This window comes from Hydrocarboniphaga sp. FW305-C-57 (assembly GCF_058783045.1).
In genome coordinates this window covers 223,142-249,496 of the sequence record NZ_JBYSYG010000002.1, presented here as the reverse complement: position 1 = coordinate 249,496, position 26,355 = coordinate 223,142, and the positions used below count along the sequence as shown (strand labels likewise).

Here is a 26,355-nt window from a genome sequence, read left to right as displayed (position 1 = left end):
AAATTGCCTGGAGCATCGCCGACTCATGGCCCGCCGTCCACGCCGTGTCCGAGTTCGATGGATGCGTCCCGACGACGACATTGTGTCCCGTCCTCGCATCCGAATGGCGTTGCGGCTCCGGATGCCGCCGCCGAAGATGAATCGATGAGCCGATCGCAACAGCTCGGCGATCGCAGGAGAAAAACCATGGCGCAGAAACTGGTTGCGGACGACTTGATCGAGCAGGCCCGCAAGGCCACCCGGCTCGAGCATTTCGACAGCGAAAGCTTTCGCGAAGGGCTCGAAATTTTACTGAGCGACGTCAACCAGTGCGGCTATACGGAGCAGGGCCATCAGCGTCTGGCCGGCAGCGTCGTCGCGGCGCTGGCGACGCGTCTCAAGGTGAACGCCTATCTCAAGCAACGCCCGGAACTGCTCAAGCGCCCGATCGAGCGCCCCGTGTTCGTATTCGGGGTGCCGCGTACGGGAACGACGCTGCTCAGCAACCTGCTGGCCGCCGATCCGCAGCGCCGCTCTCCGTTGACCTGGGAGATCGACGACCCGGTTCCGCCGCCGACTTCAGCGACGCTGTACAGCGATCCGCGCGCGCAGGCCCGCCTGCAGCAGGAGAAGGCGATGCTCGCGGCCCGCCCCGAGATGGGCAAGTACTACCGAAGCTCGGCGATCTATCCGAACGAATGCATGTTCTTCATCAACGCCGATTTCAAGGCCCTGATGTGGGAATCGCGCGGCGTGCTGCCGAACTATCGCGACTGGCTGTTTGGGCAGGCCGACCTGAGTTCGACCTACGAGTATCACAAGCGCTTCCTGCAGCTGCTGCAGGCCGACGCGCCGGGCGTCTGGAACCTCAAGCAGCCCTCGCATGCGCTATGGATCGAAACGCTGCTGAAGGTGTATCCGGACGCGCGCCTGGTGTGGACGCATCGAGATCCACTGACGGCGACGGGCTCGTTCTGCAGCCTGCTGTCGCTTTCGCACAATGCGTTCATGGGACGGGTCGACGCCAAGTGGCTCGGCGAGAACTGCTCGTACCAGGCCGTCGAGCATGCCGAACGCATCATGGACTTCCGCGACAAGTTCGGCGAAGACCGCGTCATCGACGTGCACTACGGCGACCTGATGCGTCAGCCGGTCGAAACCATGCGCAAGCTCTACCAGGCGCTCGGCGACGATTACACGAACGAGGCCGAGGCGAGCATGACGAACTGGCTCGACGACAACCCGCAGGACAAGTTCGGTCGGCATGAATACAAGCTCGCGCAATACGGACTGACGCCCGAACTGCTGCGCGGCAAGTTCGAGCGCTACCTGTCGCGGTACGAGGTCGAGGCGGAAGGCTGATGCTGCTACAGGGCCACTACCAGAACGCCTACGTCACGCGTGATATCGAAGAGGCGCTCGCCATTTTCCGCGAGCGCTATGGCGTGCAGGATGAGCGGTATTTCACGGCCGAGACCGAGGTGACGACGCCGGCCGGCACCGCCATCGCGGTGAACAGGATCGCCTTCATCTGGATCGGCAATCTGCAGTACGAACTCATCGAGCCCGTGTCGGGGCCGGTCGAGCTCTATCGCGAGGCCGTTCCCGCGCTAGGCGGGCTGCGTTTCCACCACATCTGCATGCGCACGCAGGATTGGGAAGCCACGCTCGCCGAAGTCGAGCGGCAAGGTCTGCCCATCGTCTATCGCGGCAACTCGTCCAGCGGGCTCAAGTTCATCTATGCCGACGCGCGCGACACGCTCGGGCACTATCTCGAGTTCGTCTGGGCTCCGCCCGAAGTCTGGAAAGCGCTCGGCGGTCGCTGAGCTCAGCCGGCCGCAAGCAGGCGCATCGTCTCGAGGCGATCGCGCCAGACTTGCGGCAGCGGGGTTGGTCCCTGGTCGTTGCGCGCCACCAGCACTACCTCGGCGTAGATTCCGATTGCGCCTTTCTGCAAGCCGATCTGTCCGAGGCGCATCGACGAGCGCCCGATCTCGATGACGCCGGTGCAGACTTCGACCGGATCCGGGTGGAACAGGTCGTCCGCGTATTCGATCAGGGTGGAGGCGACCACCACCTGCTTGTCTTCGATTCTCAGGACGCCGCAGTGATGATGAAAGCGGTTGCGTCCCTCCTGTAGCAGAGCGGAGGCGGCGACGTTGTTGACGTGGCCGAGAATGTCGAGGTCCGAGAAACGGGTTTCGATCTGGCAGCTGTAGGGGAATGCGGCGCGGTTCAGTCGCGCACGGTCGATCCGCATGTGGATGGGTACTGTTGGTGAGGGCAGGTTTCGCACTGTAACCCAGCTCGGAACCACGGTTCGCCACGAGGGACACCGGCGAATTCGAAAATGAACAGCGCTGTCGAACGGCGGCTTTGGTCCGCATGTCGGCTGGTGCTTCGAAGCCGCAGCTTTGACGCATCGAGCAGGCTATCATGACCCTACAGGCCGGCCTCGAGACCGGTCGAGCACGAGGAGAGAACGGTCATGGGACAGCAGTCCGCCGAGATGTCGATCGATGCCGAGATTCGGGTGCCCATGGCGACGGCGCAGATCGTTCGCTTCGACGTGTTCGGGCCCGCCGCCGGCACCTTGCGAACGACCGACGATTACCGGGTCGATCTGTCGCTGACGCCGCGGCCGAGCAATGCCCGCGCCTGTTATCACACGCACTGGAGCCCGCACCGCTACGAGCGGCTCGGCAAGGTGTACGTGCTGCCGCCGCACGAAACCATGCAAGCCTGCAGCGACGGCGTGACCTCGCAGACGTCGATCCTGTGCCACATCAAGAAAGAGGCGATTCCGGACGAACTGCAGTGGACCGATCGGCGACTCGAGGCGAGTCTCGACGTGCGCGATGCGAACGTGCGTGGATTGCTGCTTCGGCTCGCGCACGAAACGCGGCATCCGGGCTTCGCGAGCGAGATGCTCGTGGAACTCATCGTTTCGCAGATCGGTATCGAGTTGACGCGTTACTGCGGGCGCGTGCAGGAGGTCCAGACCAACGGCGGACTGTCGGGCTGGCGCCTACGCCTGATCGACGAGCGACTGCGCGAAGTGCGCGAGGCGCCGACACTGACCGAGCTGGCCAGCCTGTGCAAGCTGTCGGTTCGCCAGCTCACGCGCGGTTTTCGCGCGAGCCGGGGCTGCTCGATCGGCCACTACGTTGCCAATGCGCGCATCGATCACGCCAAGCGTATGCTGCTCTGCGACGACAGCGTGAAAGCCGTTGCGTACTCGCTGGGCTTTTCGTCTCCTTCGAGCTTCTGCTTCGCGTTCCGCCAGGCCACCGGCGTCACTCCGCGCGAATACCGGCAGCGCGTTCCGGCCGAGACGCCGCTTGCAGCTAGCGCCTGAGCGCCTTGCCGGCGCGTTCTTTTCACGGAACGGTGGACCAGGCTGCGGTCGGCCGCGGTGGCCGCTCGCGTCGAACCCGAATGGGTGGCTTGATCCTGACTTCAATTTGAAGTCATACTCGTGACGCCAATTAAATGAACACCGATGTCGACCAGTAAAGAGCCGGCGACATCCGCAACCGACGCAGAGAAGATCGTGCCCAGGATCACCTTCATCGAACACAATGGAACCTCGCACGTCGTCGAGGCCACGGTCGGCTCCACGCTCATGCAGGCCGCGATCGACAACATGGTGCCCGGCATCATCGGCGACTGCGGCGGCGCCTGCAGCTGCGCCACCTGCCATGGTTATATCGAGGTGAACGCGGCGGCCAATTCCATCGCGCCCAAGGACGAAATGGAAGAGACGCTGCTCGACGGAGCCTTGCACGTGCAGGCCAACAGCCGCCTGACCTGCCAGATTCGTGTGACTCCGGAGAACGACGGTCTGATCGTGAGCTTGCCCGTCAGCCAGTTCTGATCTGTGGGCGATTGTTTCGGTAGTCGTTGCGCTGTGCCGCGCAACGAGCGGTCATCGGACTCTCTCTTCGGCGACCGCATTGCAAGCCGGGGTTCGCCCCGGCTCTTTTATCGGCTTTTCAGGTCTCGCTCGGGCGCCGGCCCTGCCGAACCGCTTCCTCGATGAGCTTGATGCCCCAGCTGACGGTGCGCAGTGCGAGTTCGGGCGGCTGCTGCCAGGCCGTGAGCAGGCGCTCGTAGGTCGCGACGTGCCAGAAGATGTCGAGGATCGAGGCGGTGATGTTGCGCTCCTCCTCGCTCCAATCGGGCGCCGCCTGCTGCACGGCCGCGCAGACCGCGTCACGCCGATGCTGGTCGATTGCCGCGAAGCTCGGATCGATCACGGTTTCGGGTGTGACCGCGAACGAGGACAGATAGCCGAACTGCCTGCGCGTGGCCGCACCGAAGTCGCTCAGCCGCATGTTGTCGAGCATGACGCCCGATTCCTTGAGCAGGCATTCGACGACCGCATCGTGCAGCTTGCGCTCGTTCGAGAAGTGCCGATGGACGGTGCGCTCGCTGATGCCCGCACGCTCGCCGACCGCGCGAAACGTCAGGCCGCGCCAATCCCAGGCGGCGAAGCCACGCACGAGCTCGGCCCCCGCGGCGACGATGCGCTCGCGCGTCTCGTTCGCGCGCTGTTTTCGCAGCGGGCTCTCATAGCCGCGCTTGGGCTTCGGCGTCGCGACGCGGCTCTTGGTCCTGGACGGGGCGGCAGGGGACTTCGGCGGGTTCATGCGGGCGGACAGAATTGGTGTCAGCCGATTGTAGTGGATGCACGCGCGGATTCACCCCCTGCGGGTCGAGCCGGCATTGCGGCTGCACTCCGATACTGCGGCCGATGTTCGCAATCAAAAACGATTGCGCGCACAGAGCAAGCTGGCGAACATCGATAGGGCGCGAGAGGCAGGATCGACGCACCGACACTAGGAGACAGCATGAGCAAGCGTTTCGAGGGGCGTCTGGTACTGGTGACGGGCGGGGCCGCCGGGCTCGGCCGCAGCTTCGCCGAGCATTTCGCGGCCGAAGGGGCTCGCCTGATTTTGATCGACATCGACGAGACGGGCCTGCAGCAGACCGCCGAGCAACTGCGTGGCCGCGGCAGCGAGTGTTCGGTGCATCGGCTCGATCTCGCCGACGAGGCGCAGATCCAGAGCGTCGCCGCCCGGCTTTGCGGTGAGCATCCGCGGCTCGATGTGCTCGTCAACAACGCGGGGCTCGCTTACGGCGAAGTGTCGACGGGCTTTACGCAGCTGAGCCAGCAGAAGTGGCTGCACTATTTCGCGGTCAATACCGTGGCTCCGTTGTTGCTCGGGCAGGCGCTACGTCCCTCGCTAGCTGCGGCGAAGGGCTCGATCATCAACATCACCTCGATGGCGAGCTACATGCCGGCGACCGCCTACGGCGTGACCAAGGCCGCGCTGGCTTCGATGACCTACGGCATGGCGACGGCGTTCTCGTCCGACGGCATCCGGGTCAACGGAATCGCGCCGGGCATCCTGGAAACACCGGCCAGCAAGCAGGGCCTTTCCGCTGAAACCTATGCGCGCGTGCAGGGCCAGCAGATGCTCAAGCTGCACGGCCTCGCCGAAGACATCGCCAAGCTCGGGCTGTTTCTCGCCTCCGACGATGCGCGCTTCATCACCTCCGAGATCATCAGCTGCGATGCGGGCAATCGCATGCGTGGCTGGCGCGGCTAGTCGCTGAGCCCAGCCGCGTGCCGCGCGGCGACATAGCCCCAGGTGAATGAGGGACCGACGCTCGCGCCGGCGCCCGGATACTTGCCTCCCATCACCGAGGCGGTCGAGACGCCCGTCGCATAGAGGCCTTCGATGATCGATCCGTTGGCGCGCAGCACGCGCGCCTGCGCATCGGTGACCACGCCGCCATACGTGCCGACGTCGCCCGGATAAACCGGTATCGCGTAGTACGGTGCGCGATCGATGCTGCCGAGCGAGGCCGACGGTGTATGCAGCCAGTCGCCGAGCCAGCGATCGTAGGCGCGCTCGCCACGATGAAAATCCTCATCGCGGTCCTTGCGCACGAAGCCATTGAAGCGCGTGACGGTGGCCTCGAGCGTCGCCGGGTCGACCTCGATCAGCTCTGCGAGCTCGGCGACGCTGCCGGCCTTCTTGAGATAGCCCGAGTCGTACCAGGACTGCGGTTTTCGACTGCCCGGCATGGTGCCCGCGAGCATGTACTTGCTGATGTACTGGCTGTCGAAGATCGCCCAGCTCGGCACTGCTGGCGTGGTCTTGTCGCGTTCGAGCATGGCCTTGGCGTAGGCCATGTAGGAGCCGCCTTCGTTCATGTAACGCAGGCCGCTGCGATCGACGAGGATGCAATGCGGAGCGGCGGTCATCGCCTGCACGGTCGGCTTGGCCTCGCTGTCTTCGGCACCCGGAGGTAGCGTGATCTGGTTGCCGACGCGTTCTTCCATCTGCGCGACCGCCGCGCCGATGCGCATCATCTCGGTGATCATCTCGCCGGTGTCGCCCGGCGCGGCCATCGACCACTTCACCGAGGTGCCCGGCGCGTAGCGGTCGCGCAGGGCCTGGTTGCGCGCGAAGCCGCCCGCATTGACGAGCACGCCGAGCCTGGCCTCGATGCGCCAGGGCTTGCCGTTGCGCAGGCTCACCACGCCCTTGACCGCGCCGTCTTCGACGATGAGCTCGGACACCGGCGCATCGGTGCGAAGCTCTACGCCCGCGCGCAGCGCGGCCTTCAGCATACGGCCTTGCAAGGCGGCGCCGCCCGCGACCCATCGCTTGCCCGTGAGCTTGGCGATCAGCAGGCGCAGCATCAGCTTGAGCATCAGCGCTTTCACGGACCAGGAACGTTTGTAGGCCGGCAACTCCACATTTCTTCGAGCGTCGCCGGCAGCGGGGCGACGATGAAGCTCGGCCTGAGCCTGGATTTCCAGTCGCCGAGTTCGTTGATGTCGAACAGCTCGGCGACGACCGTGCGCCCGGGTTGCGATCCGCCGGCGAGCTCGTCGTAGTAGTCCGGCCATTCGCGTACACGCGTGAGCTTGATGCCTTGCGCGAGCAGGAATTCGATCATGCGCGGAGCCTGGCGCACGTAAGCGCGCCTTCGCGCCTGCGAAGCGCCCGGCATGTCGGATGTGTCGGGCGAGCCGTCGAGCAGGCTGTCGAGATAGGTGTCGGCGAGTTCGGTGCTGTCGTCGACGCCGGCTCGCTTCATGATCGGATTGTTCGGAATCCACATCACCCCGCCCGAGCGCGCGGTCGTGCCGCCGATCTCGGCGGTCTTCTCGAGAATCAGCACGGACTTTCTCGCCGAGCGCATGACCAGCCCGGCGCACATCGATCCGCCACCCGATCCCACGACGACGAAGTCGCGTGTCTCGTCGAAATCCGCCATGCCGTTCTCCTCGCTGATTTTATTATTAAACACTTGTGTCTATTGTATAGATGTGGCAGACGTCGCTGCGACGCAGGCTTTTCACGCACACATGAACCGCGCCCACGAGAGGCGTGGACGAACGATCGAGGAGGATGTATGCGTTACCGCAAGCTGGGTCGCTCCGGGCTGCTCGTGTCGGAGCTGTGTCTCGGAACCAACATGTTCGGCGGCGCCGATCTCAACTTCTGGAAGGCGCTCGGCGGGCTCGACCAGAACGCAGTAAACGCCGTCGTCGCGGCGGCCATCGAAGGCGGTGTCAACTTCATCGACACCGCGGACGGCTATACCGAAGGACAATCCGAGATGCATGTCGGACGTGCCTTGCGCGATCTTCGGCTCGATCGCTCGAGCATGGTGATCTGCACCAAGGCCGGCATGCAGACCGGCATCGGCCCCAATGGCGGCGGCACGTCGCGCGCGAACCTGCTGCGCGCCTGCGAGCAAAGCCTCGTGCGCCTCGGCACCGACTATATCGACTTGTATCTGCTGCATACCTTCGATCCGGCCACGCCGATCGACGAAAGTCTGCGCGCGCTCGACGATCTCGTGCGCAGCGGCAAGGTGCGCTACATCGGCTGCTCGAATTTCGCGGCCTGGGAGCTCATGAAGGCGCTCGGCATCTCGGAGCGAAACGCCTGGGCGCGCTTCGATGCGGTCGAAAGCCAGTGGTCGATCGCGACGCGCGAGCTCGAGCGCGAGCTGTTGCCGCTCGCGCGATCCGAAGGCGTCGGTGTCCTGGCCTGGGCGCCGTTGCTCGGTGGCGTGCTGAGCGGAAAGTATCAGCGCGATCATTCGTCCGATCAGCCCGGTCGGCATGGAGGCAAAGTGTCGCCGCTGCTCGATCACGACAAGGTGCACGACATCGTCGATGCGATGCGCGAGATCGCGGCTGCACATGCGGTGACGCCGGCCGAGATCGCGCTGGCGTTTTTGCTGCGCGAACCGGCGACGGCCAGCGTGATCTTCGGATCGACGCGGCCCGAGCAGGTGAAGGCCAATCTCAAGGCGAGCGGATTGCAGTTGTCGGCTGCGGAGATCGAGCGGCTCGACCTGTTGAGTACGATCAAGCCCGACTACGGCATGAGCATCGTCGCCAACGGGCGCAAGGCGCGCGAGCAGTATCGTTGAGCGCCTGCCTCAGGTCCGTGCGAAAGGCGAATGAGCGGTCCCGATTCGCGGGGCGCTCACTCGCCTGTAGCCTGCCGCGGTCTGTTCGCGGAGTTCGGCGGGCAACTCAGCCGCGAAACAGGGCGCGCACTTCGCGCCGCAGCAGCTTGCCCATTTCGTTGTAGGGCAGGGCGTCCAGAACCGCGATGCGTTCGGGCACGCGCGAAGAGCGCAGGCGATCGCGGATCAGTGCCTTGAGTTCGTCCTCGCTCGGCGCCGTATGCCCGGGACGCGCAACGACCGCGATGCCGACCGCCTCGCCCCATTCGGTCGAAGGTACGGCGACCGCTGCGGCTTCGGCGAGCGCCGGGTGTGTCATGAGCACGTCCTCGATTTCGCCGGGCGAGATGTTCTCGCCGCCGCGAACGATGACGTCATCGGCTCGGCCCGCGAGGAACAGGAAGCCCTCCTCGTCGATGTAGCCGGCGTCGCGTGTCGGGAACCAGCCCGCCGCGTCGAGCGCGCTACGGCCGCGGTACTCGCCGGAAACCTGCTCGCCGCGCACGTAGATTTCGCCGCGTTGGCCCGGCGCGAGCACCTTGCCGTCTTCGTCACGAATTTCGATTTCGACCGTCGGCAACGGGCGTCCGACCGAGCCCAGACGCGCACGCACGACCGGATCGGAAGACGAGAACGCGATGCGATGATCTTCGGGCCCGAGCAGCGCGATCGTCGAGCTCGTTTCGGTGAGACCGTAGGCGTTGGTGAAACCGGTTTCGGGAAACAGCACGAGTGCGCGCTCGATCAGTTCGAGCGGCATGCGTCCGCCGCCGTAGGCGATCGCCTGCAGCGAGGACAAATCGGGTTTGTTGCCGGCGTCCATGCGCAGGATGATGCGCGAGAGCATGGTCGGCACGACGAAGGCATTCGTCGCGCGCTCGCTGGCTGCGAGCTGCAACCAGGCATCGGGTTCGAAGGCCGGCAGCAGCACGATGCGGCGCATCGCATAGATCGACGACAGCAGCGCCGCGATGCCGGCGATGTGGTACGGAGGCACGCAGACGAGCGCGGCTTCGTCCTCGCTCGCGGAGGCGAATTCGACGGTACCGAGAATGTACGAGAGCAGATTCGCGTGGCGCAGCAGCGCGGCCTTCGGCGCGGCCGTGGTGCCGCTCGTGAAGATCTGCGCGGCGATGCCTTCGCCTTCGCGTTCTTCGCCCGATGCGCCGGCGCCGAGCTGTTCGGCCTTGGCGACGAAGTCGGCACGGGCAAAAGTCTGATGTCCGCTGTCCGCATCGAGCCGCTGCACGCGATCGACGTCACCGATCAGGTAAGCCGGCGCGATGCGCTTGAGCAGCGCACCGAGATCGGCGTCGGCCAGGCGATAGTTGAGCGGCACGTAAGGCACGCCCGCGAGCGCGGCGCCGAACAGGGCGATGGTCGCGGCCTCGCTGCTTTCGTCGAGCAGGCCGACGTGCGTGCAGCCGGAGGCGGCGATGGCCTCGGCCGCGCCGCGTGCGGCGTTCAACAGCGCGCCGTAGGACCAGCGCTTGCCGTCGCAGACCAGGCCGATGCGATCGGGCTCGGCATCGGCGGCCATTTGCAGAATCAGCGAGATGTTCATCGGGTTGCTTCTACTCAATCGGACGAGGGCAGGGGCTTGGCGTCCTTGAGCGTCAGCGCGGTGCCGTCGACGGACAGCGAGCCCTGTCCGGCTTTGATGCAGAGCAGTTCGAGCGTGCCGGCGGCGTTGACGTAGCGCTTGCCCATCTTGGTGCCTTCGGCGAACGACGGATCGATCGCCCCCTTGGTGGCCGGCTTGTCCTCGCCCATCGGCGCGCCGCCGCATGCGACGGCGACATCGGCTGCCTTGATGACCATCACCTCGGTGTCGCACACCGAGCTCTTGAGTTTGCTTCCGGCTTTCATTGGTTTCTCTGGCTAGTGTGTGGTCTCAGGCGATGGCGCCTGCGGCCTTCAGGCTTTCGATGCGATCCCACTCGAGGCCCAGTTCCATCAGGAAGGTCTCGGTGTGTTCCGAAGCCTGCGGCGCGCGCGTGGTCTTGAGCGGCTCGTGATTGAACTGCACGGGGCCGCGCACGACCTGGAACGGCTTGCCGTCGTCGCCTTCGAGCGTCACCAGCATGTCGTTGGCGACGGCCTGCTCGTCGGTGGTCAAGTCGCCGAGGCTTTGGATCGGCGCCCACTGGCCCTTCATCGTCTTGAGATGCTGACGCCAGTATTCGAACGGCTTGCTGCCGATCGCCTTGACGATCAGGTCGCTCGCCGCGCCCGCGTTGGCGAAGAGGCTCTTCACATCGGCGAAGCGCGCATCGTCCGCCGCTTCCGGAATGCCGAAATGGGCGAAGGCGTCGCGGATCAGGCCGGTCGGGCTGACCATGCAAAGGTTGATCGTGCCGCCGTCGGAAGTGCGGAAGTTGCCCATCAGCGGGTTGCGCAGCGAGCCGCCCGAAGTCGGCATCGAATTGCGCGAGGTCTGCCCCACTTCGAGGAACTGCGCGATGTTGGCGCCGGACGCCCACCAGGCGCTGCTGAGCAGCGAGACATCGAGCTCCACGCCTTCGCCGGTGCGCTCGCGATTGAACAGCGCCGCCGAAATGCCGCCCGCGATGAACATGCCGCCGATCGAATCGCCGAAGGCCATGATGCCCTGCGACAGCGGACCTTCGAGCTCGGGCGGCGTCATCGCGTGGCCGACGCCACTGCGCGACCAGAACGCGGTGCCGTCGAAACCGCCGACATCGCGTTCCGGGCCCTTGTCGCCGTAGGCGCTGCCGCGCGCGTAGATGATCTTCGGGTTCGCCGCACGAATGTGCTCGAAGTCGAACTTGTTCTTCTGCCGGACCGACGGTAGATAGTTGGTCAGGAAGACATCGGCGGTCTTGGCGATTTCGTAGAGCAGTTCCTGCCCTTGCTTGGTCGACACATCGATGCCGACGCTGCGCTTGCCGCGATTCGGATGCTCCATGAGCGGATTGCGGTTCGGATCGACCGAAATGCCGCCCATGTTGATGAAGCCACGCTGCGTGTCTCCGCGCACCGGGTGTTCGATCTTGATCACGTCCGCGCCCCAGTCGGCGAGGATCGCGCCGGCAGCGGGCACGAAGGTGAACTGAGCGACCTCCAGAATCCGCACGCCTTTCATCACCTGCGTCATACCTTCTCTCCGTCCACTGCTGCGTGCCGTTAATGCACACCGTTGTTGTGTACAGCTAGGGGCCGATCATAGCCGGTTTGGGTCTGATCCGGCGACACGAGAAGGCGCTGTGACGGCTTCGCTTTGCCCGGTGCGGGCACTGCGAGTTGCACCGTCAGGCAAGCGCTTGCGGCTCCGCTCCGCCAGCGATCCACCGGACATCGCCGGTCTACTCGAGCAGCTCCCGGCGGATGCCGGCGAGCTCGTTCGCGCCGATGCCGAGCACCTCGCTCAGGTAGCGATCGAGCTCGCCGTGGCGTTCCTCGATCGCCACGAACGCCGAGCGCAGGTAATCGGGATGCGTGCCCATGACCGACTGCAGTATCTCGGGCGACAACCGGCTCAGCAGGCTTTGCTTGTTCGGGCTGCCAGCGCGGCGCAGCGGATCGAGCAGCTGGTTGGTCAGGCCGTAGTCCTCGATGATCTGCTCCTGATCGACGCCGAGTGCGCTCAGGATCAGCGCGGCGGCGATGCCAGTGCGGTCCTTGCCGGCCGTGCAGTTGAAGATCATCGGCAACTCGCCCTGATGGAGCCGCTTGAACAGCTCGCGATACGCGGGCGCCTGTTCGAACGGCAGCTGCCGGTAGGCCGTCTGCATGGCCTGCCGAACGGCCGCGACGGTCGGCGGCAGATCGGCCCGCAGCAGGTTGCGCAGATCGCCGAAGCTCGTGAAGTAGTCGCGGCTCCAGTGGATCGTGCCGGCGCTTTCGGTCCAGGCACACGGGGCGGCAGCGCGTTCGTCGGTCGTGCGCAGATCGCAGACGAAGCGAATGCCGAGCCCGCCGAGGTAGTCGCAGTCGGCCGGCGTGAGCTCGGCCATGCTGCCCGAACGGTAAAGCTTGCCCCAGCGAACGCTGCGCCCATCGGCCGTGCGATAGCCGCCGAGATCGCGGAAATTGCGGGCGCCCTGCAGCGGCAGCGGGCGAGCCGCCCATGGCGGGGCGGCATCGAGCGCTGTGGACAGTTCGGCGGAATCAGACGATTTCATCGAGCCGCACCCAGCGCTGCTGTTCGGACGAAATCCGGGCGGCTTCGAGCGCGCGCTCGACCTCGAACGCCTGGGCGAAATCGGGTGCCGGCGCGCCATTGCCGCGAATCGCCTCGACCATGCGGTTCATCGACAAGGCCATCGGATGCGAGGCATTGGGCTCGCATTCGGAGTCGAGGCCGACTTCCGGTGTTTTGAGCAGGCGCTCCGGAATCGCGAGCTGCTCGAAGCGGCCGCCGAGCGTACCGGCGTGCAGCGTGGTGTCGCGGCTGGTCGGGAAGGTCGGCGCACGCGCGACGAATCGCCCCTGGCTGCCGAAGGCTTCGAGCGTCCAGCCCGGCGTCAGCGTCGCATTCCACGACACCTGCAATTGCAGGCTCAGTCCGCTCTGAAAGCGCAGCAGCAGATTGGCGAAATCGCAGGTCTCGGGCTTGATGAGCTTGCCGTCCGGGAAGCGCCATTCCTTGAGCAACTGGCGCTCGTCTGCGACGAGTTCTTCGATCGGCCCGAACAGGAACGTGAGCATGTGCAGCGCATGGCTGCCGAGATTGCGCAGCGCCGAAACGCCGAGCCCGCCCTGCCAGAACCAGTTGTAAGGAAACTGCGGGTTGAGCTGATTGAACAGGCTGATGTCGAAGATGCAGGTGCCGCCGAACGGCTGGCCCAGAAAGCCGTCGTCGACCATCTCCTTGGCGAGCCGATGGGCCGGCAGCCACTGCGAAAAAGCATCGACCACGGCCACGCTGCCGCTGGCTTTCCAGGCGTCGCGCAATTGGCGCGCGCATGAGAAATCCGCGGCGAACGGAATGCCGTTGTAGACATGCTTGCCGTTGCGCAGCGCCGCCAGCACCATCGAATGACGAATGCTGGGGCGCGTGCCGCAATCGACGATGTCGATGTCGGGGTCAGCCGCCATCGCCTCGGCGTCCCAGTAGGGACGCTCGATGCGGAAACGTTCCGCTGCTGCTTCGGCTGTTTCGCGGCGCGAAGTGCAAATGCCCACGACTTCGACCCCCGGAATGGCACGCCATCCGGGCAGGTGTGCGAAGGCACCCCAATTTGCGCTGATGATGCCGACTTTCAGCGTCTTCACTGTTCTCCTCCCTGGGCCAGTGGGGATTTTGTTGGGCCCTTTGTGTGCCGCAGCGGCTGCGGCTTTCGCCGCTTAACGCAGCGAGATGACCTCGGCCTTCGAAAGGCTCGTGGTGAGCTTGCCGTCCTGCATCGACAGCGTGCCAACCGGCACCGTCTTCATCTTGCCGTCCAGGATCAGCTGCACGGAACCATCGGTCTTGACGCGATACACCGAGCCGAGGCGGCCGCCGTTGGAGGCGAACAGCATCTTGCCCTTGGTTGCCGAAACCTGAACCGCCGAGGCCGACGGGGCATCCTGCGCCACGGCGGAGGTGCCGATCACAGCCAGCATCGCGAACACGAACAGCGACTTCTTCACTTCGTATCTCCGGAATTGGGGCCGAGACGGGGCCCCGCAACCGAATAATAAGCTACGTTAGTATTTCGGTGCAATTAGCTTTGCTTGCTCAGTCAAGGTCGCCGGGTTTGCGGCTCTCATGTCGCTGGGGGACGGCGATGTTGCGGGCGATGATGTCGAGCACGGCGTTCAGGCGGGTCAAATCCTCGTCGCTGAGCCCGGCGAAGGCGCTGGCCTCGTAGGCCGCGGCGGCCTCGCCGAGCTGGTCGAGCAAGGGTTTGGCCGCGGGCGTGAGATAGACGCAGTAGCCGCGCCGGTCCTGCGGGTTCTCGCGCCGCTCGAGCAGGCCGTCTTCGCAGAGCCGGTCGATCATGCGTCCGGCGGTCACTTCGGTGACTTCGAGCATGTTGGCGATCGCGCGCTGGGTGGCGCCCGGCGTGTGCGAAACCGCCGCGATCAGCCCCCACTTGGCGCGCGAGACGCCGGAGCTCGACACACTCTGGTCGAACTGATGCCAGAGCTGGCGCGAGATCAGCGTGAGCTTGCGGCCGATGGCACGCTTGCGAACGTCCGGCTGGCTAATGAGTCGTTCTCCCGTGTCCGAGTTCATGTTTCGGCGGGAACTTACACCATTGGCGGTGGCGCCGGGCCGCATGCCGCGCACTCAAACGCGCTCGATGATGATCGCCGGCGCCATGCCGCCGGCGGCACACATGGTGATGAGGCCGCGCTTGAGATCGCGGCGCTCGAGCTCGTCGAGCACGGTTCCGATCAGGATCGCGCCGGTGGCGCCGATCGGGTGGCCGAGCGCGATCGCGCCGCCGTTGACGTTGATCCGCTCGCGGTCGATGCGCAGGTCGCGAATGAACTTCTCGACGACGACCGCGAAGGCTTCGTTGACCTCCCACAGATCGATGTCGCCGACCGACAGGCCGGCGCGGGCGAGGATCTTCCTGGCCGCCGGAACCGGGGCGTTGAGCATCAGCGTCGGGTCGTCGCCGATGTTGGCGCTCGCGATCACGCGGGCGCGCGGCTTGAGCCCGTGCTTGCGCACATAGGCCTCGGAGGCGAGCAGCAGCGCGGCGGCGCCATCGACGTTGCCCGACGAGGTGCCAGCGTGATGGAACGCCTCGATCTTCAGGTCCGGATACACCTGGTTGATGATCTTGCGAAAGGTGGTGCCGGCCTCGTCGATCGGCATGTCGGCGATCTGGCCGAAGCTCGGCTTGAGCGCGGCGAGGCCTTCGAGCGTGGTGTCCGGGCGCGGATGTTCGTCCTTGGCGAGCACGAGCTTGCCGTCCTCGTCGTAGACCGGAACGATGGATCGGTCGAACCAGCCGTTGGCGATCGCGCGCGCCGCACGCTTCTGGCTTTCGACGCCGAAAGCGTCGAGCGCCTCGCGCGTGATGCCTTCCATCGACGCGATCGCATCGGCGCTGACGCCCTGGTGCGATTGCGGATACTTGGCCTGCAGGCGCGCGTTGCCGGTGCCGAGGCCCGGCGACTTCAGGCCGGCGGCGGCTTCGGCCTGCTGCATTGCGGCAATCTGCGACGTCATTTCGGTACCGCCGGCGACGATCAGGTCTTCCATGCCGGCCTTGATCTGCGCGGCGGCGAAGTTCACCGCGGTCAGGCCGCTGCCGCAGAAGCGATCGAGCGTGACGCCGCTGACGGTCTTGTCGTAACCGGCGTCGAGCGCGGCCATGCGGCCCATGTCGCCGCCCTGCTTGCCCTTCTGCGCGCTGGTGCCCCAGATGACGTCGTCGACATGACGCGTGTCGAAGCCGTTGCGATCGTGCAGCGCCTTGAGCACGGTCGCCGCCAGATGCTGCGGATGCAGGTGGGCGAGGGCGCCCTTGCCGACCTTGCCGATGCCGCGTGGAGTGCGGACTGCATCGATGATGTATGCCTCGGACATCTGGTTTCTCCGTTCGAATTCAGTTCTTCGTCTGTCGTCATGGCCCGCGCTTCACGGCGTGAAGACGCTGAGCGTGTCCCGCTTGGGGTCCGGCACGTCGGCTCGCCAGCGTACCGAACCGAAAGGGCGTTCGAGTCGCCGGCGCACGCGTGCGCCGGGCTCGGTCGTCGTATTGAAGGCATCCGCCTGCGCCTGCAGTTCGCGGTCGGATTGAGTGAAGCGCTCGCGCTGGCGCAGGTAGTCGCCCCAGGTCGGGCAGTAATAGCGTTCCGTCCACAGGGCCGGGTTGGCGATATCGCGTGACAATGACCAGTCGAAAGCGCCGTTGCGCAGCCGCGCGTGCTGCAGCTTGAGCATGGCGCCGTAGAAGTGGCGGGCCTGTTGTGGATCGACGCGGTAGTCGATCTCGACGACGATCGGCCCGCTGCGCGCGGTCAGCGGCAGCGCCACCTGCGGCTCGTGGCCGAGCTCGACGATCTCGATTTCGCTGAGCGACACGCGCGGCATCGGCAGGACCCGCCCGACCGCCGAACTCAGCAGCAGCAGGCAGCCGGCCGCGATGACGGCGACATCGACGCCGTGCGCCGCGGTGACCTGTCCCCAGATCCAGGCGCCGATGGCGATGCCGCCGGTCAGCGCGGACGAGTGCAGCGCGATCGCGCGCGCCGCGACCCAGCGTGGAGCTGACAGCTGCACGCCGACCGAGAACAGCGACACCAGCAGCATGTTGGCGGCGCCCGAGATCATCAGCAGCGCCAAGGTGACGGGCAGCTGCGAGCTCAAACCGATCGGAATCGTCGTCAGCGCCGAGACGATCGCGCACAGGGTGACGGCCTGCTCGGCCCCGAAGCGTTCGCGCACGTCGCTGACGGCGAGCGCTCCGATGACGGCGCCGACGCCGGTCGCGCCGAGCAGCAGGCCGAAGGTGCCCGCGTTGCCGTGCAGCAGATCGCGTGCGATCAGCGGCGTCAGCGCCGCGACCGCCGCGCTGCAGATGCCGAACACGAAGGCACGCAGCAGCACGATGCGGATCGCGGGCGAATGCAGCGCGTAGCGCGCACCCGAGACGATGGCGCGATCGATGCGCTCGGGCGGCAGCCGGTTCATCGGCTGCTGGCGGCTCCAGAAATAGAAGGTGATCAGCAGCGGCAGGTAGAACACGGCGTTGATCGCGAATGCGCCCTGGGCGCCGACCGCGAGCACGATCACGCCGCCGACGGCCGGCCCGAAGCTGCGCGCGATGTTGTAGCTCACCGCGCCGAGCGCAACCGCCGCGGGCAGATGATTGGGGTGCACCTGCTCGATGATCGAGGCCTGCCAGGCTGGCGCGTAGAGCGCGACGCCGCCGCCGATCAGGCAGCAGAACAGCAGCAGCATCCACGGTGTCGTGAGGCCCAGCAGCGCGAGCGTCGTGAGCATCGCGGCCGACAGGCTCGCGAAGCCCAGGCCGAGCATCGCGGTCTTGCGCCGGTCGAACATGTCGGCGATCGCCCCGGCCGGTACGGCGACCAGCATCATCGGAATCATCATCGCCGACTGCACGAGCGCGACCATGCTCGCGGAGGTCGTCAGCCGCGTCATCTCCCAGGCGGCGCCGACGCCGAGGATCAGCTGGCCGAAATTCGACAGCAGGCTCGCCGTCCAGATGTTGCGGAACACACGCTCGCGCAGCGGGGCGAACGCGCCTCGGGTTTCGGTGGACTTGCCGGCTGCGTTCGTCACGAACGCTGCTCCAGGGCGTCTGGCGCGGCTGCGTAGCGGCGACGGTGCACGATCAGCGTCTCCTCCGCCGTGGCTGGGCGTATTGGGTCAAGGCCTGTTTCGAGCGAGCCTGCTAGGGGCTTGCTTTGTTGTCCTATTTTACACACCAGTGGTGTTCACAAGGACACGGCTGCCTGTGCACAATCGCAGCAAGACCTGTTCAGACCATAACGATCCGAGGAGAACCGCATGAGCCACCTGGGCGCAGCCAGCCTTTCCCTGTTGCCGGCCAAACGCTATCGAGTGGTGCAATGGGCCACCGGCAACATCGGCCTGCGCGCCCTGCGCACGGTCATCGAGCATCCGGGGCTGGATCTGGTCGGGCTCTATGTCTATTCGGACGACAAGGTCGGACGCGACGCCGGCGAGCTCTGCGGCCTGCCGGCGGTCGGCGTGCGGGCCACGCGCAGCATCGACCACGTGCTCGCGCTCAAGGCTGACTGCGTGCTCTACATGCCGCAACGCATCGACCTCGACGACTTGCGCCGTCTGCTCGCCTCGGGCTGCAACGTGGTGACGACGCGCCCCGAGTTCCATCACGCCGATCGGCTCGATGCGGCGGCACGCACCCGCATCGAAGACGCCTGCCGCAGTGGTGGCAGCTCGCTGCACAGCACCGGCAGCAGTCCCGGCTTCATCACCGAGGCGGTGCCGTTCACGCTGCTGTCGATCCAGCGCAGGCTCGATGCGCTGCACATCAGCGAATACGCCGATTGCTCGGCGCGCAATTCGCCCGAGATGCTGTTCCAGATCATGGGATTCGGCCAGGCCCGCAATCCGCAGGCGGAGGCCGGGCGTGCGCATTACCTGCGCGAGGAGTTCGGCTATTCGCTGCGTGTCGTGGCCGAGGCGATCGGGTTGCCGCTCGACGACATCCAGGCCGGTGGCGACGTCGCGCTCGCGCGCAATCGAATCGAGATCGCGGCGGGTGTCGTCGAAGCCGGCACCGTGGCCGCCTTGCGGACGACCGTCTCGGGCCTGCGCAAGGGCAAGCCGCTGATCACGTTCACCGCGAACTGGTTCATCAGCACCGACATCGACAAGGACTGGAAACTGCGCGGCGACGGCTGGCAGGTCGAAGTCGAAGGCGACTGCCCGCTCGATATGCATCTGCATTTCACCGTGTCGCCCGAGCACAAGGCGGCGACGACGCCGGGCTATACGGCGCACCGCGCCGTCAACGCCGTGCCTTACGTTTGCGCAGCGGCGCCGGGCATCCGCCAGTCGGTGGACTTACCGCAGATCATTCCGGATTTGAGCGCCCAGCGTTGAGGCTGCGCGGCCTCAGGCGCGCGCGGTCGTTGCAGGGCTCAGGTTTTCCAGCGTTTCGCTGGATTCGTGCTCCTGCGCGAGCCGATCGGCGACGCGCGTGACGGCGGGCCTGCCGAGCGGCACGAACAGCGCGGAGCCGAACAACACGCCGACGCCGCAAGAGAGCACGAACAGCATGAAGTTGCCGGTCGCCGCGAGCGTGGCACTCAGCACCACCGAGCCGATCGCCGAGGCGATGCCGACGGCCGCGACCGCCAGGCCGAGCACGCCGCTGTAGACCTGCACGCCGAAGTAGCGCATGACCAGAAAGGCGAGGACGTCGCCTTCGGCGCCGAGCGAAAGTCCCATCAGCATCACGCCGCTCGCGAGCACCCAGAAGGAGTCGAACGGCGAGGCGATCAGCAGCAGGCCGGCGCTCGGCAGGCCCATGCTGATCGCGGCGACGAGATGTGCGGGCAGGCGATCGAGCGCGATGCCGCAGAGCAGGCGGCCGGCGATCACGCCGATCGCATAGCTCGACATCATCATCGCCGCGCCGGCCGAAGTCGCGCCGTTGTCGAGCAGCATCATCTTCATCTGGTGGTTGTGCAGGGCCATCGGAATGCTGCACAGGAAGGTGCCGGTCATGATGATCGCGAACGCCGGGTTGCGAAGGATCAGCGCGTAGTCGCGACGCGCCGGACCTTGCGCCTGCACGGTCCTGGCTTCGGACTTCGACAGCGGCGGAATCAGGCTCAGTGCGAGCATGCCGGCGATCGTCGCGTAGACCGCGAGCGCCTGGTAACCAATGCGCCAGCCATGCGTCTCGATGAAGGCATTGAGTGCCGGGCTGCCGAGCGCGCCGACCACGGCCGGGCCGCAGGCGACCAGCGCGAGCGCGATGCCGCGCGCGCTGTCGAAGCGCTCGGCGACGAGCCGGCTGTAGACCGTCGCCGAAGTGGTGGTGCCGAAGATCAGCTGCAAGGCATAGATGCCGACGAAGCCGAGAATGTCTCCCTCGTAGAAGCTGAAGGCGAGAAACGAAACCGGCATCGCGATCACGCCGACCGTCGCCATGCGCCGCACGCCGAAGCGATCGGTTAGGCGGCCGATGAAAGGCACGCAGAACAGCACCACCAGGGTGGTGGTGCCGACGAGTGCGAACTGCGATTTCGACCAGCCGAAGTCCGCGATCAGGTACGGAGCGAAGATGCTCGTGATGTACATGTTGATCGACATGCCGGCGCCCATGCCGATGGCGGACGCCAGCAGCGCACGCCAATGCGTGCGCAATTCGCCGAAGTAGCTCATGCCGCGCTCTCGCTCCCGCTCTCTCGCACTTTCCAATTCGTACTAATCATCATATGTGTTGATTCATGAACTCGCGAACAGCTGTCGAAGCGCGGGCCGGTCGACCTTGTACGACGGCGTGCGCGGCAGGCTGTCGACGAAGCGCCAGGCCACCGGGATATGCGTAGCCGGAACGTGCTCGCGCAGATGCGCTTCGAGCTGCTCGGCCGTCGGCGCTTGCGCATCGGGCTTGATCTGCACAGCGACGACGGGAACCTGTCCGAGCCGATGATCGGCGATGCCGGTCGCAGCCGCGGCCGAGATCGCCGGATGCAGCAGCAGGGCGCGTTCGATGGTTTCGGGCAGCAGCTTGAATCCGCCGCGCATGATCGCGCCGTCCGCGCGGCCACGATGAAACAGGAAGCCGTCCTCGTCGATCAGCGCGACGTCGGCCGTGCGTATCCACTGCGGCCCGATGCGCGGAGACACCACTTCGAGAATGCCTTCCTGCCCGGCCGGCAGCACCGCGCCGGTCTCCGCATCGATCACGCGCAACTGCGCGCCCGGCAGCGCACGGCCGACGCTGCCGAATTTCGACTGGCCCCATTGCTGGTGCAGATCCAGCGTCATCGCCGATACCGGGCCGCCGAATTCGGTCGCGCCGTAGGACAAGAGAATCGGAATGCCGTACTCGGCTTCGAAGGCGCGCTGCACGGCCGGGTCGAGCGGCGCGGCGCCGGTGCCCATGCTGCGGATGCTCGCGAGGTCTGCCTTCGGAACCCTGGCGTCGAGCACCATCTGCACGCCGGCGGGCGGCAGCCCGCTCGCGAGCGGGCGATAGCGTTTCACGTAGTCGTGCCAGCCCGCGACGCTGAAGCGGTCGAGCAGCACCGCGCGCTGGCCCTTGATCAAGGGCGGAATCGTCGAATAGAGGCCGGTGATGTTGCCGAGCGGGAAATACAGCAGCGTCGGCGGCGCTTCGGACAGATCGCTCACGGCGCCGATGTGATGCCGGGCGATGAGCTCGTAGCTCACGGTGAACTGCTTCGGCGGGCCGGTGGTTCCGCTCGTGAGGATTTCGATGCGCGAATACGAGCCCGTGGTTTCCTCGATCGGATATTGCGTGCGCTCCAGGTCCGGAACCGCGAGCGCATCCATTTCGCTCAGCGCGATGCCGGCGATGCCGTATGCACGCGAGGCGCCGAGCACTTCGTCGGTGAAATCTTCGGCGGCCGCGATCACCACGGCCGGCTTCAGGCGTTCGAGGTCGCGCGCGATGGCGGCCGGTGACTGGAAGGCGTAGATCATGCGCAGATGGCAGCCGCGTGCGAGCAGCCCGAGCAGGGCGGCGATCGCCGAAGGCCGGTTGCGCGGCACGAAGCCGATCGGTCCGCTGGCCGGGCTGCCGCTCGCTTCGATCAGCGCGTCGATCTTCTGCGCCACGTGGCGCATCTCGCCCCAGTGGATCCAGCGCTGATCGAACTCGAGCGCCGGGCGATCGGCCGGACGCGAAAGCGCCTGCCGGCACAGGGGCTCGAGCCCGCTGCCGGAAGGCGAAGCGGTTTGCGCATCGAACGACGGGGTTTGCGAGCGGGCTGAAAGGGGCGCGTCGGTACTCATTCTGTCTCTGCGGATGGCGTATCCGAAATGCGGAGATCGGCCTTGATCGGGCCGACCAGCAGCGAAAGGATGAAGCGATGGCGCCCGCGATCGTCTGTGGTCCGCCACCCTCGAGCCTAAGCGTGGCGCATCGCAACAATCAACACGATTGTTGGGTGGAAGGACGATCGATGCCGTCCGCGATCCGGCCGTGCAAGGCGTGGCCCGATCGAGGCAATTTGGGTAGCCTCCCCGGATCCGGGCGGGCCGGGAGGCCGCGCCGTTGCCACGCCAGAAGGGCGTCGCTTACAATCCAAGTCAACAATACTGTCGATAATAAGCGCCGTAAGTGATTGTGGGCGGCCGCTCTCGCCATCCGGTTTTCGGGGCGCGGAGCTCGCAGGTCCCTCGCGAATCGGCCGGACAATGCACGCGGAGGAGCTTCACTTGAGTTCGGATCAGCAGTCCATTCCGCGAATTGTGCCCAAGCCGCCATCCGAGTGGGACGAGGCGGCACATGCGGCCTTGGCCGCGTTTCCGGCCAGCTACAATTTCGTCATCAATGGCTGGAAGGCAGGCGATGACAAGGTGCGCGGCGTCAACGTGCTCGGCACCTTTGCTCATTATCCGGCGCTCGCGAAAGCGTTCATGACGTACAACGCGCACGTGGCCGGCGGCAGCTCGCTGGCCTATCGCGACCGCGAGATCGCGATCCTGCGCCTGTCCTGGCTGATGCACTCCGAATACGAGCTCGTGCAGCACTGGATACTCGGAAAGCGCGCCGGGCTCAGCGAAGACGAACTGCTGCGCCTGCAAGTCGGCCCCGACGCCGAAGGCTGGAGCGAGGAAGATGCGGAGCTGATCCGCGCGGTGGACGAGCTGCAGGCGCTGTCTCGCATTACGCCGGACAGCTGGTCGCGGTTGTCGCGGCGCTACAGCCAGACGCAGCTGCTCGATCTGATTTTTCTGGTCGGCTGCTATGGAACCCTGGCCTTGGCGATCAACAGTCTGGAGACGCCGCCGGAAAGCGGAGCGCCTCCGCTCGACGATGCGACGCGTCAACGTTTGCTGACTTCGAAGGCGTCGGTCTGATCGTCGCTTCGTATCGAGCATCTCGAGACGAATGCCGGCCAGAGACGACGCAATAGGCGAGGGTGATCGAATGTCCCGTTATCTGTTCGTGGTTCACAGCAACGCGGCTGCAGGGCGGGAGCCGGAATACCTCGACTACATCGCGACGCATTTCGACCAGATCCTCGAACTCCCGGGAGTCATCTGGGGGCGCCGCGGAGCCATCGCCTCCGCGCAGGTGCGCCCGGCTCCCGATGCGTTCAAGTACCTCACGGTGTTCGAGATCGAGACCGACGATCTGCAGGGCTTCATCGACGAGATGAACTCGCGCGTCATCAGCGGCCGCATACAGCGCAGCACGGCGGTGGAAGGGGCCCAGCCGGTGTTCTGGGAAGTCTTGCAGATGGATGCAGCCAGCGCTGCGCCCACGAAAAACTGATACGGAATTTTACTCATGAGCGACACCAAATCTCCCGCCGCGGTGCTTGCGCCCTTGCCTTGGCCTGCGGACGACTTTTCCGTTTACGGTGCGGTCGAATCGCGTGCCGTCGGCAAGATCCAGCACTACGTCGGTCGTGTGATGCAGCGCAACTGGACGTCGATTCCGCACGTCACGCACAACGACGAGGCCGACATCACTGGTTTCGAGCGCCGCCGCAAGGAATGGAATGCGGCGCATCCGGACCAGAAGCGCACGCTGCTGCCGGCGCTGGTCAAGGCGGCGGTCGCCTGCCTGCAGAAATATCCGCAGTTCAACGTCTCGCTGTCGGCCGATGGCGCGACGCTGTTCCAGAAGGGCTACTACCACATCGGCATCGCGGTCGACGTGCCGAGCGGCCTGCTGGTGCCGGTGATTCGCGACTGCGACAAGAAGAGCGTCGGCGAGATCGCGGCCGAGATCGTGAAGACGTCCGAGAAGGCGCGCACCAAGGGTCTTTCGGTCGCCGAAATGTCCGGCGGCTGCTTCTCGCTGTCTTCGCTCGGCCACATCGGCGGAACGAGTTTCTCGCCGATCATCAATGCGCCCGAGGTGGCGATCCTCGGCATCACGCGCGCGGCCGATCGCTTCGTGCCCGACGCGGAGGGCAAGCCGGTGCTGAAATCGTTCCTGCCGCTGTCGCTGAGCTATGACCACCGCGTGATCAACGGGGCTGATGCGGCGCGCTTCACGCGCGCGTTCGCGGAGGCCCTGGAGGCTTTCCAATTCAATTGACGGCTCAGCTGATCGGCATCCGTTGAGCCGCATCAATTGAACTACACTGTTGGATGAAGGCTTGGCGATCGCTTTCGGACGATGTCCCGTTCAGCGATCGGCTCGCAGAGACCAGAACCATTCGAGGCAAAAGCATGCAAGCAAAAGCACCTACCGGCCTGGGCATCGAAGCCAAGACTCTGGTCGACATCTATCGCCAGATGGCGCGCATCCGCGCCGTCGACAAGGGGATTCAGGCTGGCCTGTCGGCAGGCAAGTTCCTGTTCTCGTACTGGCCGGCGACGGGTCAGGAAGTGATTCCGGCCACGGTTTCGACGCTGACCAGTTCGCGCGACTACATGGTCACCACCTATCGCGGCATTCACGATCAGGTCGCCAAAGGCCTCGATCTCGAAGGCCTGTTCGCCGAAGCCCTGGGGCGCGCCACCGGCGTCAACAAGGGCAAGGGCGGCGCTCCGCACATCTCCGATCCGGCTTCGGGTTCGATGCTGACCACGGCCATCGTCGGTGCGGGCGCGCCGATCGCGAACGGCCTGGCCTTCGCCGCGAAATCGCGCGGCGAAGATCGCGTGACCATCGTCAATTTCGGTGACGGCGCGACCAGCATCGGCGCCGTGCACGAGGCGATGAATTTCGCCGGCTCGTGGAAGCTGCCGGTGATCTTCCTGTGCCAGAACAACCAGTACGGCGAGTACACCGCGTACGCGGACTACACCGCGAGCCAGGATCTGGCCTCGCGCGCGGCCGGCTACGGCTTCAAGGGCGTCAAGCTCGACGGCAACGATCCGGTCGCCTTCTACCAGGGCATGAAGACCGTGGTCGAAGAGGTTCGCGCCGGCAAGGGCCCGGTGTTCGTCGAAGCGACCACGTATCGCCTCGGCCCGCATGCCGGCGTCGGCGACAATCACAACGCGCCCGCCGACGAACTCAAGTCCGGCAAGGAAGCCTGGCCGGTTCCGCGCACGCGCGCGCTGCTGATCGAGTCGGGCATCCTCACCGAAGCGCAGGTCACCGAGATCGAGGAAGCCGCGCGCATCGAGGTCGAAACCGCGATGGAGAAGGCGCTCGCCGCGCCGAACACGCCGGCCTCCGAAACGCTCGTCGACGTCTACGCCGACGTCAGCAACGTGCCGGTGCGCGGCCAGTATCCGCTGCGCGAAGCCGAGGTCGAGCCGACTGGCGAGCGCAAGAACATGCTGATGCTCGAAGCCGTCATCCAGGCGCAGGCGACGGCGATGGAACTGGACAAGGGCGTGGTCGCCTTTGGTGAAGACGTCGGCAAGCCGGGCGGCGTGTTCGGCACGTCCAAGGGCCTGCAGGCGAAGTTCGGCAAGGATCGCGTGCTCGATACGCCGATCGCCGAACAGGCCATCATCGGCGCCGGTGTCGGCGCCGCGCTAGTCGGCATGCGCCCGATCACCGAAATCATGTTCAACGACTTCGCCGGCGTCTGCATGGACCCGATCTTCAACCATGCGGCCAAGCAGCGCTTCATGTCGGGCGCCGCGACCAACGTGCCGCTCGTCGTGCGCATGATGGTCGGCGGTGGCATCGGCGGTTTCGGTGCGCAGCATTCGCAGTCGCTCGAAGCCTGGTTCGCGCACATTCCGGGCCTCAAGGTCGTCATGCCGAGCACGCCGTTCGATGCGAAGGGCCTGCTGCTGAGCTCGATCTTCGACGACGACCCGGTCATCCATCTCGAATCGATCAAGCTGCTGCGCGGCATCAAGGGCGACGTTCCGCTCGAGGACTACCGCATTCCGCTCGGCGTCGCCAAGATTCGTCGCGAAGGCACCGATATCACGCTGGTGTCCTACGGCTGGCAAGTGCACGAATGCGTCAAGGCCGCGGACGAATTGCAGAAGGAAGGCATCAGCGCCGAGGTCATCGACCTGCGTACGCTGGTTCCGATCGACTACGCCCGCGTGCTCGACTCGGTGAAGAAGACGCGTCGTGCGCTCGTCGTGCATGCGGCGACCGAGTTCGGTGGCTTCGGCGCCGAGATCGCGAGCACGATTTCCGAAGAGCGCTTCTCGACCCTGAAGGCCCCGGTGGGCCGTCTGGGCGCCGCGTTCGCGCCGATCGGTTATTCGCGCGACATCGAGATGAACCAGATTCCGAGCGCGCCCGCGATCGCCGCGCGCGTGCGTGAAATCCTGTCCTTCAAGAACTGATCTATCCCAATACG

General features: G+C 65.7%; 26 protein-coding genes. 11 read left to right on the top strand and 15 right to left on the bottom strand.

All coding sequences use genetic code 11. The features are described 5' to 3' along the window. The first annotated feature begins 186 nt into the window (after window positions 1-186). Both AC3WUM_RS05475 and AC3WUM_RS05470 read left to right on the top strand, forming a co-directional pair. Entirely contained in the window at window positions 187-1,341 is a 1,155-nt protein-coding gene (locus tag AC3WUM_RS05475; RefSeq protein ID WP_492409189.1) for a sulfotransferase family protein, read from the top strand. Next, window positions 1,341-1,805 carry a VOC family protein gene (locus tag AC3WUM_RS05470; protein ID WP_492409188.1) on the top strand — a complete coding sequence of 155 codons (465 nt, stop codon included), beginning with the start codon at window positions 1,341-1,343 and terminating at the stop codon, window positions 1,803-1,805. The genes AC3WUM_RS05475 and AC3WUM_RS05470 overlap by 1 nt, the downstream gene beginning before the upstream one ends. Window positions 1,806-1,807: 2 nt before the next feature. Here the strand turns inward: AC3WUM_RS05470 and AC3WUM_RS05465 are convergent, their stop codons facing one another. Beyond that, entirely contained in the window at window positions 1,808-2,239 is a 432-nt protein-coding gene (locus AC3WUM_RS05465) for an acyl-CoA thioesterase (RefSeq protein WP_492409187.1), read from the bottom strand. Window positions 2,240-2,467: 228 nt separating this feature from the next. Between AC3WUM_RS05465 and AC3WUM_RS05460 the strand changes: the two genes are divergently transcribed. Further along, complete coding sequence (locus AC3WUM_RS05460) at window positions 2,468-3,337, top strand: helix-turn-helix domain-containing protein (RefSeq protein ID WP_492409186.1); 870 nt, start codon at window positions 2,468-2,470, stop codon at window positions 3,335-3,337. A 195-nt stretch (window positions 3,338-3,532) separates the two neighbouring features. After that, on the top strand, window positions 3,533-3,856 hold the full coding sequence (locus AC3WUM_RS05455) for a 2Fe-2S iron-sulfur cluster-binding protein (protein WP_492409553.1): 324 nt from the start codon (window positions 3,533-3,535) through the stop codon (window positions 3,854-3,856). Window positions 3,857-3,974: 118 nt separating this feature from the next. On the opposite strand, the gene AC3WUM_RS05450 is transcribed toward AC3WUM_RS05455, so the two are convergent. Continuing rightward, window positions 3,975-4,631 (bottom strand): TetR/AcrR family transcriptional regulator, encoded by a 657-nt coding sequence (locus AC3WUM_RS05450; RefSeq protein WP_492409185.1) that lies wholly within the window; start codon window positions 4,629-4,631, stop codon window positions 3,975-3,977. A gap of 201 nt (window positions 4,632-4,832) precedes the next feature. On the opposite strand from AC3WUM_RS05450, the gene AC3WUM_RS05445 reads away from it, so the two are divergent. Beyond that, a complete protein-coding gene (locus AC3WUM_RS05445; RefSeq protein WP_492409184.1) occupies window positions 4,833-5,594 on the top strand; it encodes an SDR family NAD(P)-dependent oxidoreductase in 762 nt (253 codons plus the stop codon). On the opposite strand, the gene AC3WUM_RS05440 is transcribed toward AC3WUM_RS05445, so the two are convergent. Both AC3WUM_RS05440 and AC3WUM_RS05435 read right to left on the bottom strand, forming a co-directional pair. Then, a complete protein-coding gene (locus AC3WUM_RS05440) occupies window positions 5,591-6,721 on the bottom strand; it encodes an FAD-binding protein (RefSeq protein WP_492409183.1) in 1,131 nt (376 codons plus the stop codon). The two genes, AC3WUM_RS05445 and AC3WUM_RS05440, sit on opposite strands and share 4 nt — an antisense overlap. Then, window positions 6,718-7,278 (bottom strand): FAD-binding protein, encoded by a 561-nt coding sequence (locus AC3WUM_RS05435; RefSeq protein WP_492409182.1) that lies wholly within the window; start codon window positions 7,276-7,278, stop codon window positions 6,718-6,720. The genes AC3WUM_RS05440 and AC3WUM_RS05435 overlap by 4 nt, the downstream gene beginning before the upstream one ends. A gap of 138 nt (window positions 7,279-7,416) precedes the next feature. On the opposite strand from AC3WUM_RS05435, the gene AC3WUM_RS05430 reads away from it, so the two are divergent. Then, window positions 7,417-8,448: an aldo/keto reductase gene (locus AC3WUM_RS05430; RefSeq protein ID WP_492409181.1), complete on the top strand. Its 1,032-nt coding sequence runs from the start codon at window positions 7,417-7,419 to the stop codon at window positions 8,446-8,448. Window positions 8,449-8,554: 106 nt separating this feature from the next. Here AC3WUM_RS05430 and AC3WUM_RS05425 read toward each other — a convergent pair whose 3' ends face one another. The 9 genes from AC3WUM_RS05425 to AC3WUM_RS05385 all read right to left on the bottom strand — a co-directional run bounded on the left by AC3WUM_RS05425 (window position 8,555) and on the right by AC3WUM_RS05385 (window position 17,704). Beyond that, complete coding sequence (locus tag AC3WUM_RS05425; protein WP_492409180.1) at window positions 8,555-10,051, bottom strand: class I adenylate-forming enzyme family protein; 1,497 nt, start codon at window positions 10,049-10,051, stop codon at window positions 8,555-8,557. 14 nt (window positions 10,052-10,065) lie between these two features. Further along, complete coding sequence (locus AC3WUM_RS05420) at window positions 10,066-10,356, bottom strand: hypothetical protein (protein ID WP_492409179.1); 291 nt, start codon at window positions 10,354-10,356, stop codon at window positions 10,066-10,068. Window positions 10,357-10,381: 25 nt separating this feature from the next. Continuing rightward, on the bottom strand, window positions 10,382-11,605 hold the full coding sequence (locus AC3WUM_RS05415; RefSeq protein ID WP_492409178.1) for a CaiB/BaiF CoA transferase family protein: 1,224 nt from the start codon (window positions 11,603-11,605) through the stop codon (window positions 10,382-10,384). 208 nt (window positions 11,606-11,813) lie between these two features. Beyond that, window positions 11,814-12,632, bottom strand: coding sequence for a tyrosine-protein phosphatase (locus AC3WUM_RS05410; RefSeq protein ID WP_492409177.1), 819 nt, complete (start codon window positions 12,630-12,632; stop codon window positions 11,814-11,816). Next, a complete protein-coding gene (locus AC3WUM_RS05405) occupies window positions 12,619-13,725 on the bottom strand; it encodes a Gfo/Idh/MocA family protein (RefSeq protein WP_492409176.1) in 1,107 nt (368 codons plus the stop codon). The genes AC3WUM_RS05410 and AC3WUM_RS05405 overlap by 14 nt, the downstream gene beginning before the upstream one ends. Window positions 13,726-13,797: 72 nt before the next feature. Then, a complete protein-coding gene (locus tag AC3WUM_RS05400; protein ID WP_492409175.1) occupies window positions 13,798-14,085 on the bottom strand; it encodes a hypothetical protein in 288 nt (95 codons plus the stop codon). A gap of 88 nt (window positions 14,086-14,173) precedes the next feature. Further along, the gene (locus AC3WUM_RS05395; protein WP_492409174.1) at window positions 14,174-14,674 is read right to left on the bottom strand and encodes a MarR family winged helix-turn-helix transcriptional regulator; all 501 of its coding nucleotides are present in this window, start codon (window positions 14,672-14,674) and stop codon (window positions 14,174-14,176) included. Between the two features lie 54 nt (window positions 14,675-14,728). After that, window positions 14,729-15,982, bottom strand: a complete 1,254-nt coding sequence (locus AC3WUM_RS05390; protein ID WP_492409173.1) for an acetyl-CoA C-acetyltransferase — start codon at window positions 15,980-15,982, stop codon at window positions 14,729-14,731. Between the two features lie 51 nt (window positions 15,983-16,033). Next, entirely contained in the window at window positions 16,034-17,704 is a 1,671-nt protein-coding gene (locus AC3WUM_RS05385; protein ID WP_492409172.1) for an MFS transporter, read from the bottom strand. 228 nt (window positions 17,705-17,932) lie between these two features. On the opposite strand from AC3WUM_RS05385, the gene AC3WUM_RS05380 reads away from it, so the two are divergent. Then, window positions 17,933-19,015 (top strand): NAD(P)H-dependent amine dehydrogenase family protein, encoded by a 1,083-nt coding sequence (locus tag AC3WUM_RS05380; protein ID WP_492409171.1) that lies wholly within the window; start codon window positions 17,933-17,935, stop codon window positions 19,013-19,015. Window positions 19,016-19,027: 12 nt separating this feature from the next. Here the strand turns inward: AC3WUM_RS05380 and AC3WUM_RS05375 are convergent, their stop codons facing one another. Next, window positions 19,028-20,305 carry an MFS transporter gene (locus AC3WUM_RS05375; RefSeq protein WP_492409170.1) on the bottom strand — a complete coding sequence of 426 codons (1,278 nt, stop codon included), beginning with the start codon at window positions 20,303-20,305 and terminating at the stop codon, window positions 19,028-19,030. Window positions 20,306-20,368: 63 nt separating this feature from the next. Then, complete coding sequence (locus tag AC3WUM_RS05370) at window positions 20,369-21,904, bottom strand: class I adenylate-forming enzyme family protein (RefSeq protein ID WP_492409169.1); 1,536 nt, start codon at window positions 21,902-21,904, stop codon at window positions 20,369-20,371. A gap of 426 nt (window positions 21,905-22,330) precedes the next feature. On the opposite strand from AC3WUM_RS05370, the gene AC3WUM_RS05365 reads away from it, so the two are divergent. From AC3WUM_RS05365 to AC3WUM_RS05350, 4 genes are all read left to right on the top strand, one after another. Then, window positions 22,331-22,975, top strand: coding sequence for a carboxymuconolactone decarboxylase family protein (locus AC3WUM_RS05365; protein WP_492409168.1), 645 nt, complete (start codon window positions 22,331-22,333; stop codon window positions 22,973-22,975). A 70-nt stretch (window positions 22,976-23,045) separates the two neighbouring features. Then, window positions 23,046-23,393: a hypothetical protein gene (locus AC3WUM_RS05360; protein ID WP_492409167.1), complete on the top strand. Its 348-nt coding sequence runs from the start codon at window positions 23,046-23,048 to the stop codon at window positions 23,391-23,393. A 15-nt stretch (window positions 23,394-23,408) separates the two neighbouring features. Further along, window positions 23,409-24,167: a 2-oxo acid dehydrogenase subunit E2 gene (locus tag AC3WUM_RS05355; RefSeq protein WP_492409166.1), complete on the top strand. Its 759-nt coding sequence runs from the start codon at window positions 23,409-23,411 to the stop codon at window positions 24,165-24,167. A 134-nt stretch (window positions 24,168-24,301) separates the two neighbouring features. Beyond that, complete coding sequence (locus tag AC3WUM_RS05350) at window positions 24,302-26,341, top strand: alpha-ketoacid dehydrogenase subunit alpha/beta (RefSeq protein ID WP_492409165.1); 2,040 nt, start codon at window positions 24,302-24,304, stop codon at window positions 26,339-26,341. Window positions 26,342-26,355 lie beyond the last annotated feature (14 nt).

Coding starts and splice junctions, on each gene's coding strand:
- AC3WUM_RS05475 (WP_492409189.1), top strand. CDS start 187: ATGGCGCAGAAACTGGTTGCGGACGACTTGATCGAGCAGGCCCGCAAG.
- AC3WUM_RS05470 (WP_492409188.1), top strand. CDS start 1,341: ATGCTGCTACAGGGCCACTACCAGAACGCCTACGTCACGCGTGATATC.
- AC3WUM_RS05465 (WP_492409187.1), bottom strand. CDS start 2,239: ATGCGGATCGACCGTGCGCGACTGAACCGCGCCGCATTCCCCTACAGC.
- AC3WUM_RS05460 (WP_492409186.1), top strand. CDS start 2,468: ATGGGACAGCAGTCCGCCGAGATGTCGATCGATGCCGAGATTCGGGTG.
- AC3WUM_RS05450 (WP_492409185.1), bottom strand. CDS start 4,631: ATGAACCCGCCGAAGTCCCCTGCCGCCCCGTCCAGGACCAAGAGCCGC.
- AC3WUM_RS05445 (WP_492409184.1), top strand. CDS start 4,833: ATGAGCAAGCGTTTCGAGGGGCGTCTGGTACTGGTGACGGGCGGGGCC.
- AC3WUM_RS05435 (WP_492409182.1), bottom strand. CDS start 7,278: ATGGCGGATTTCGACGAGACACGCGACTTCGTCGTCGTGGGATCGGGT.
- AC3WUM_RS05430 (WP_492409181.1), top strand. CDS start 7,417: ATGCGTTACCGCAAGCTGGGTCGCTCCGGGCTGCTCGTGTCGGAGCTG.
- AC3WUM_RS05425 (WP_492409180.1), bottom strand. CDS start 10,051: ATGAACATCTCGCTGATTCTGCAAATGGCCGCCGATGCCGAGCCCGAT.
- AC3WUM_RS05420 (WP_492409179.1), bottom strand. CDS start 10,356: ATGAAAGCCGGAAGCAAACTCAAGAGCTCGGTGTGCGACACCGAGGTG.
- AC3WUM_RS05415 (WP_492409178.1), bottom strand. CDS start 11,605: ATGACGCAGGTGATGAAAGGCGTGCGGATTCTGGAGGTCGCTCAGTTC.
- AC3WUM_RS05410 (WP_492409177.1), bottom strand. CDS start 12,632: ATGAAATCGTCTGATTCCGCCGAACTGTCCACAGCGCTCGATGCCGCC.
- AC3WUM_RS05395 (WP_492409174.1), bottom strand. CDS start 14,674: ATGAACTCGGACACGGGAGAACGACTCATTAGCCAGCCGGACGTTCGC.
- AC3WUM_RS05390 (WP_492409173.1), bottom strand. CDS start 15,982: ATGTCCGAGGCATACATCATCGATGCAGTCCGCACTCCACGCGGCATC.
- AC3WUM_RS05380 (WP_492409171.1), top strand. CDS start 17,933: ATGAGCCACCTGGGCGCAGCCAGCCTTTCCCTGTTGCCGGCCAAACGC.
- AC3WUM_RS05375 (WP_492409170.1), bottom strand. CDS start 20,305: ATGAGCTACTTCGGCGAATTGCGCACGCATTGGCGTGCGCTGCTGGCG.
- AC3WUM_RS05370 (WP_492409169.1), bottom strand. CDS start 21,904: ATGAGTACCGACGCGCCCCTTTCAGCCCGCTCGCAAACCCCGTCGTTC.
- AC3WUM_RS05360 (WP_492409167.1), top strand. CDS start 23,046: ATGTCCCGTTATCTGTTCGTGGTTCACAGCAACGCGGCTGCAGGGCGG.
- AC3WUM_RS05355 (WP_492409166.1), top strand. CDS start 23,409: ATGAGCGACACCAAATCTCCCGCCGCGGTGCTTGCGCCCTTGCCTTGG.
- AC3WUM_RS05350 (WP_492409165.1), top strand. CDS start 24,302: ATGCAAGCAAAAGCACCTACCGGCCTGGGCATCGAAGCCAAGACTCTG.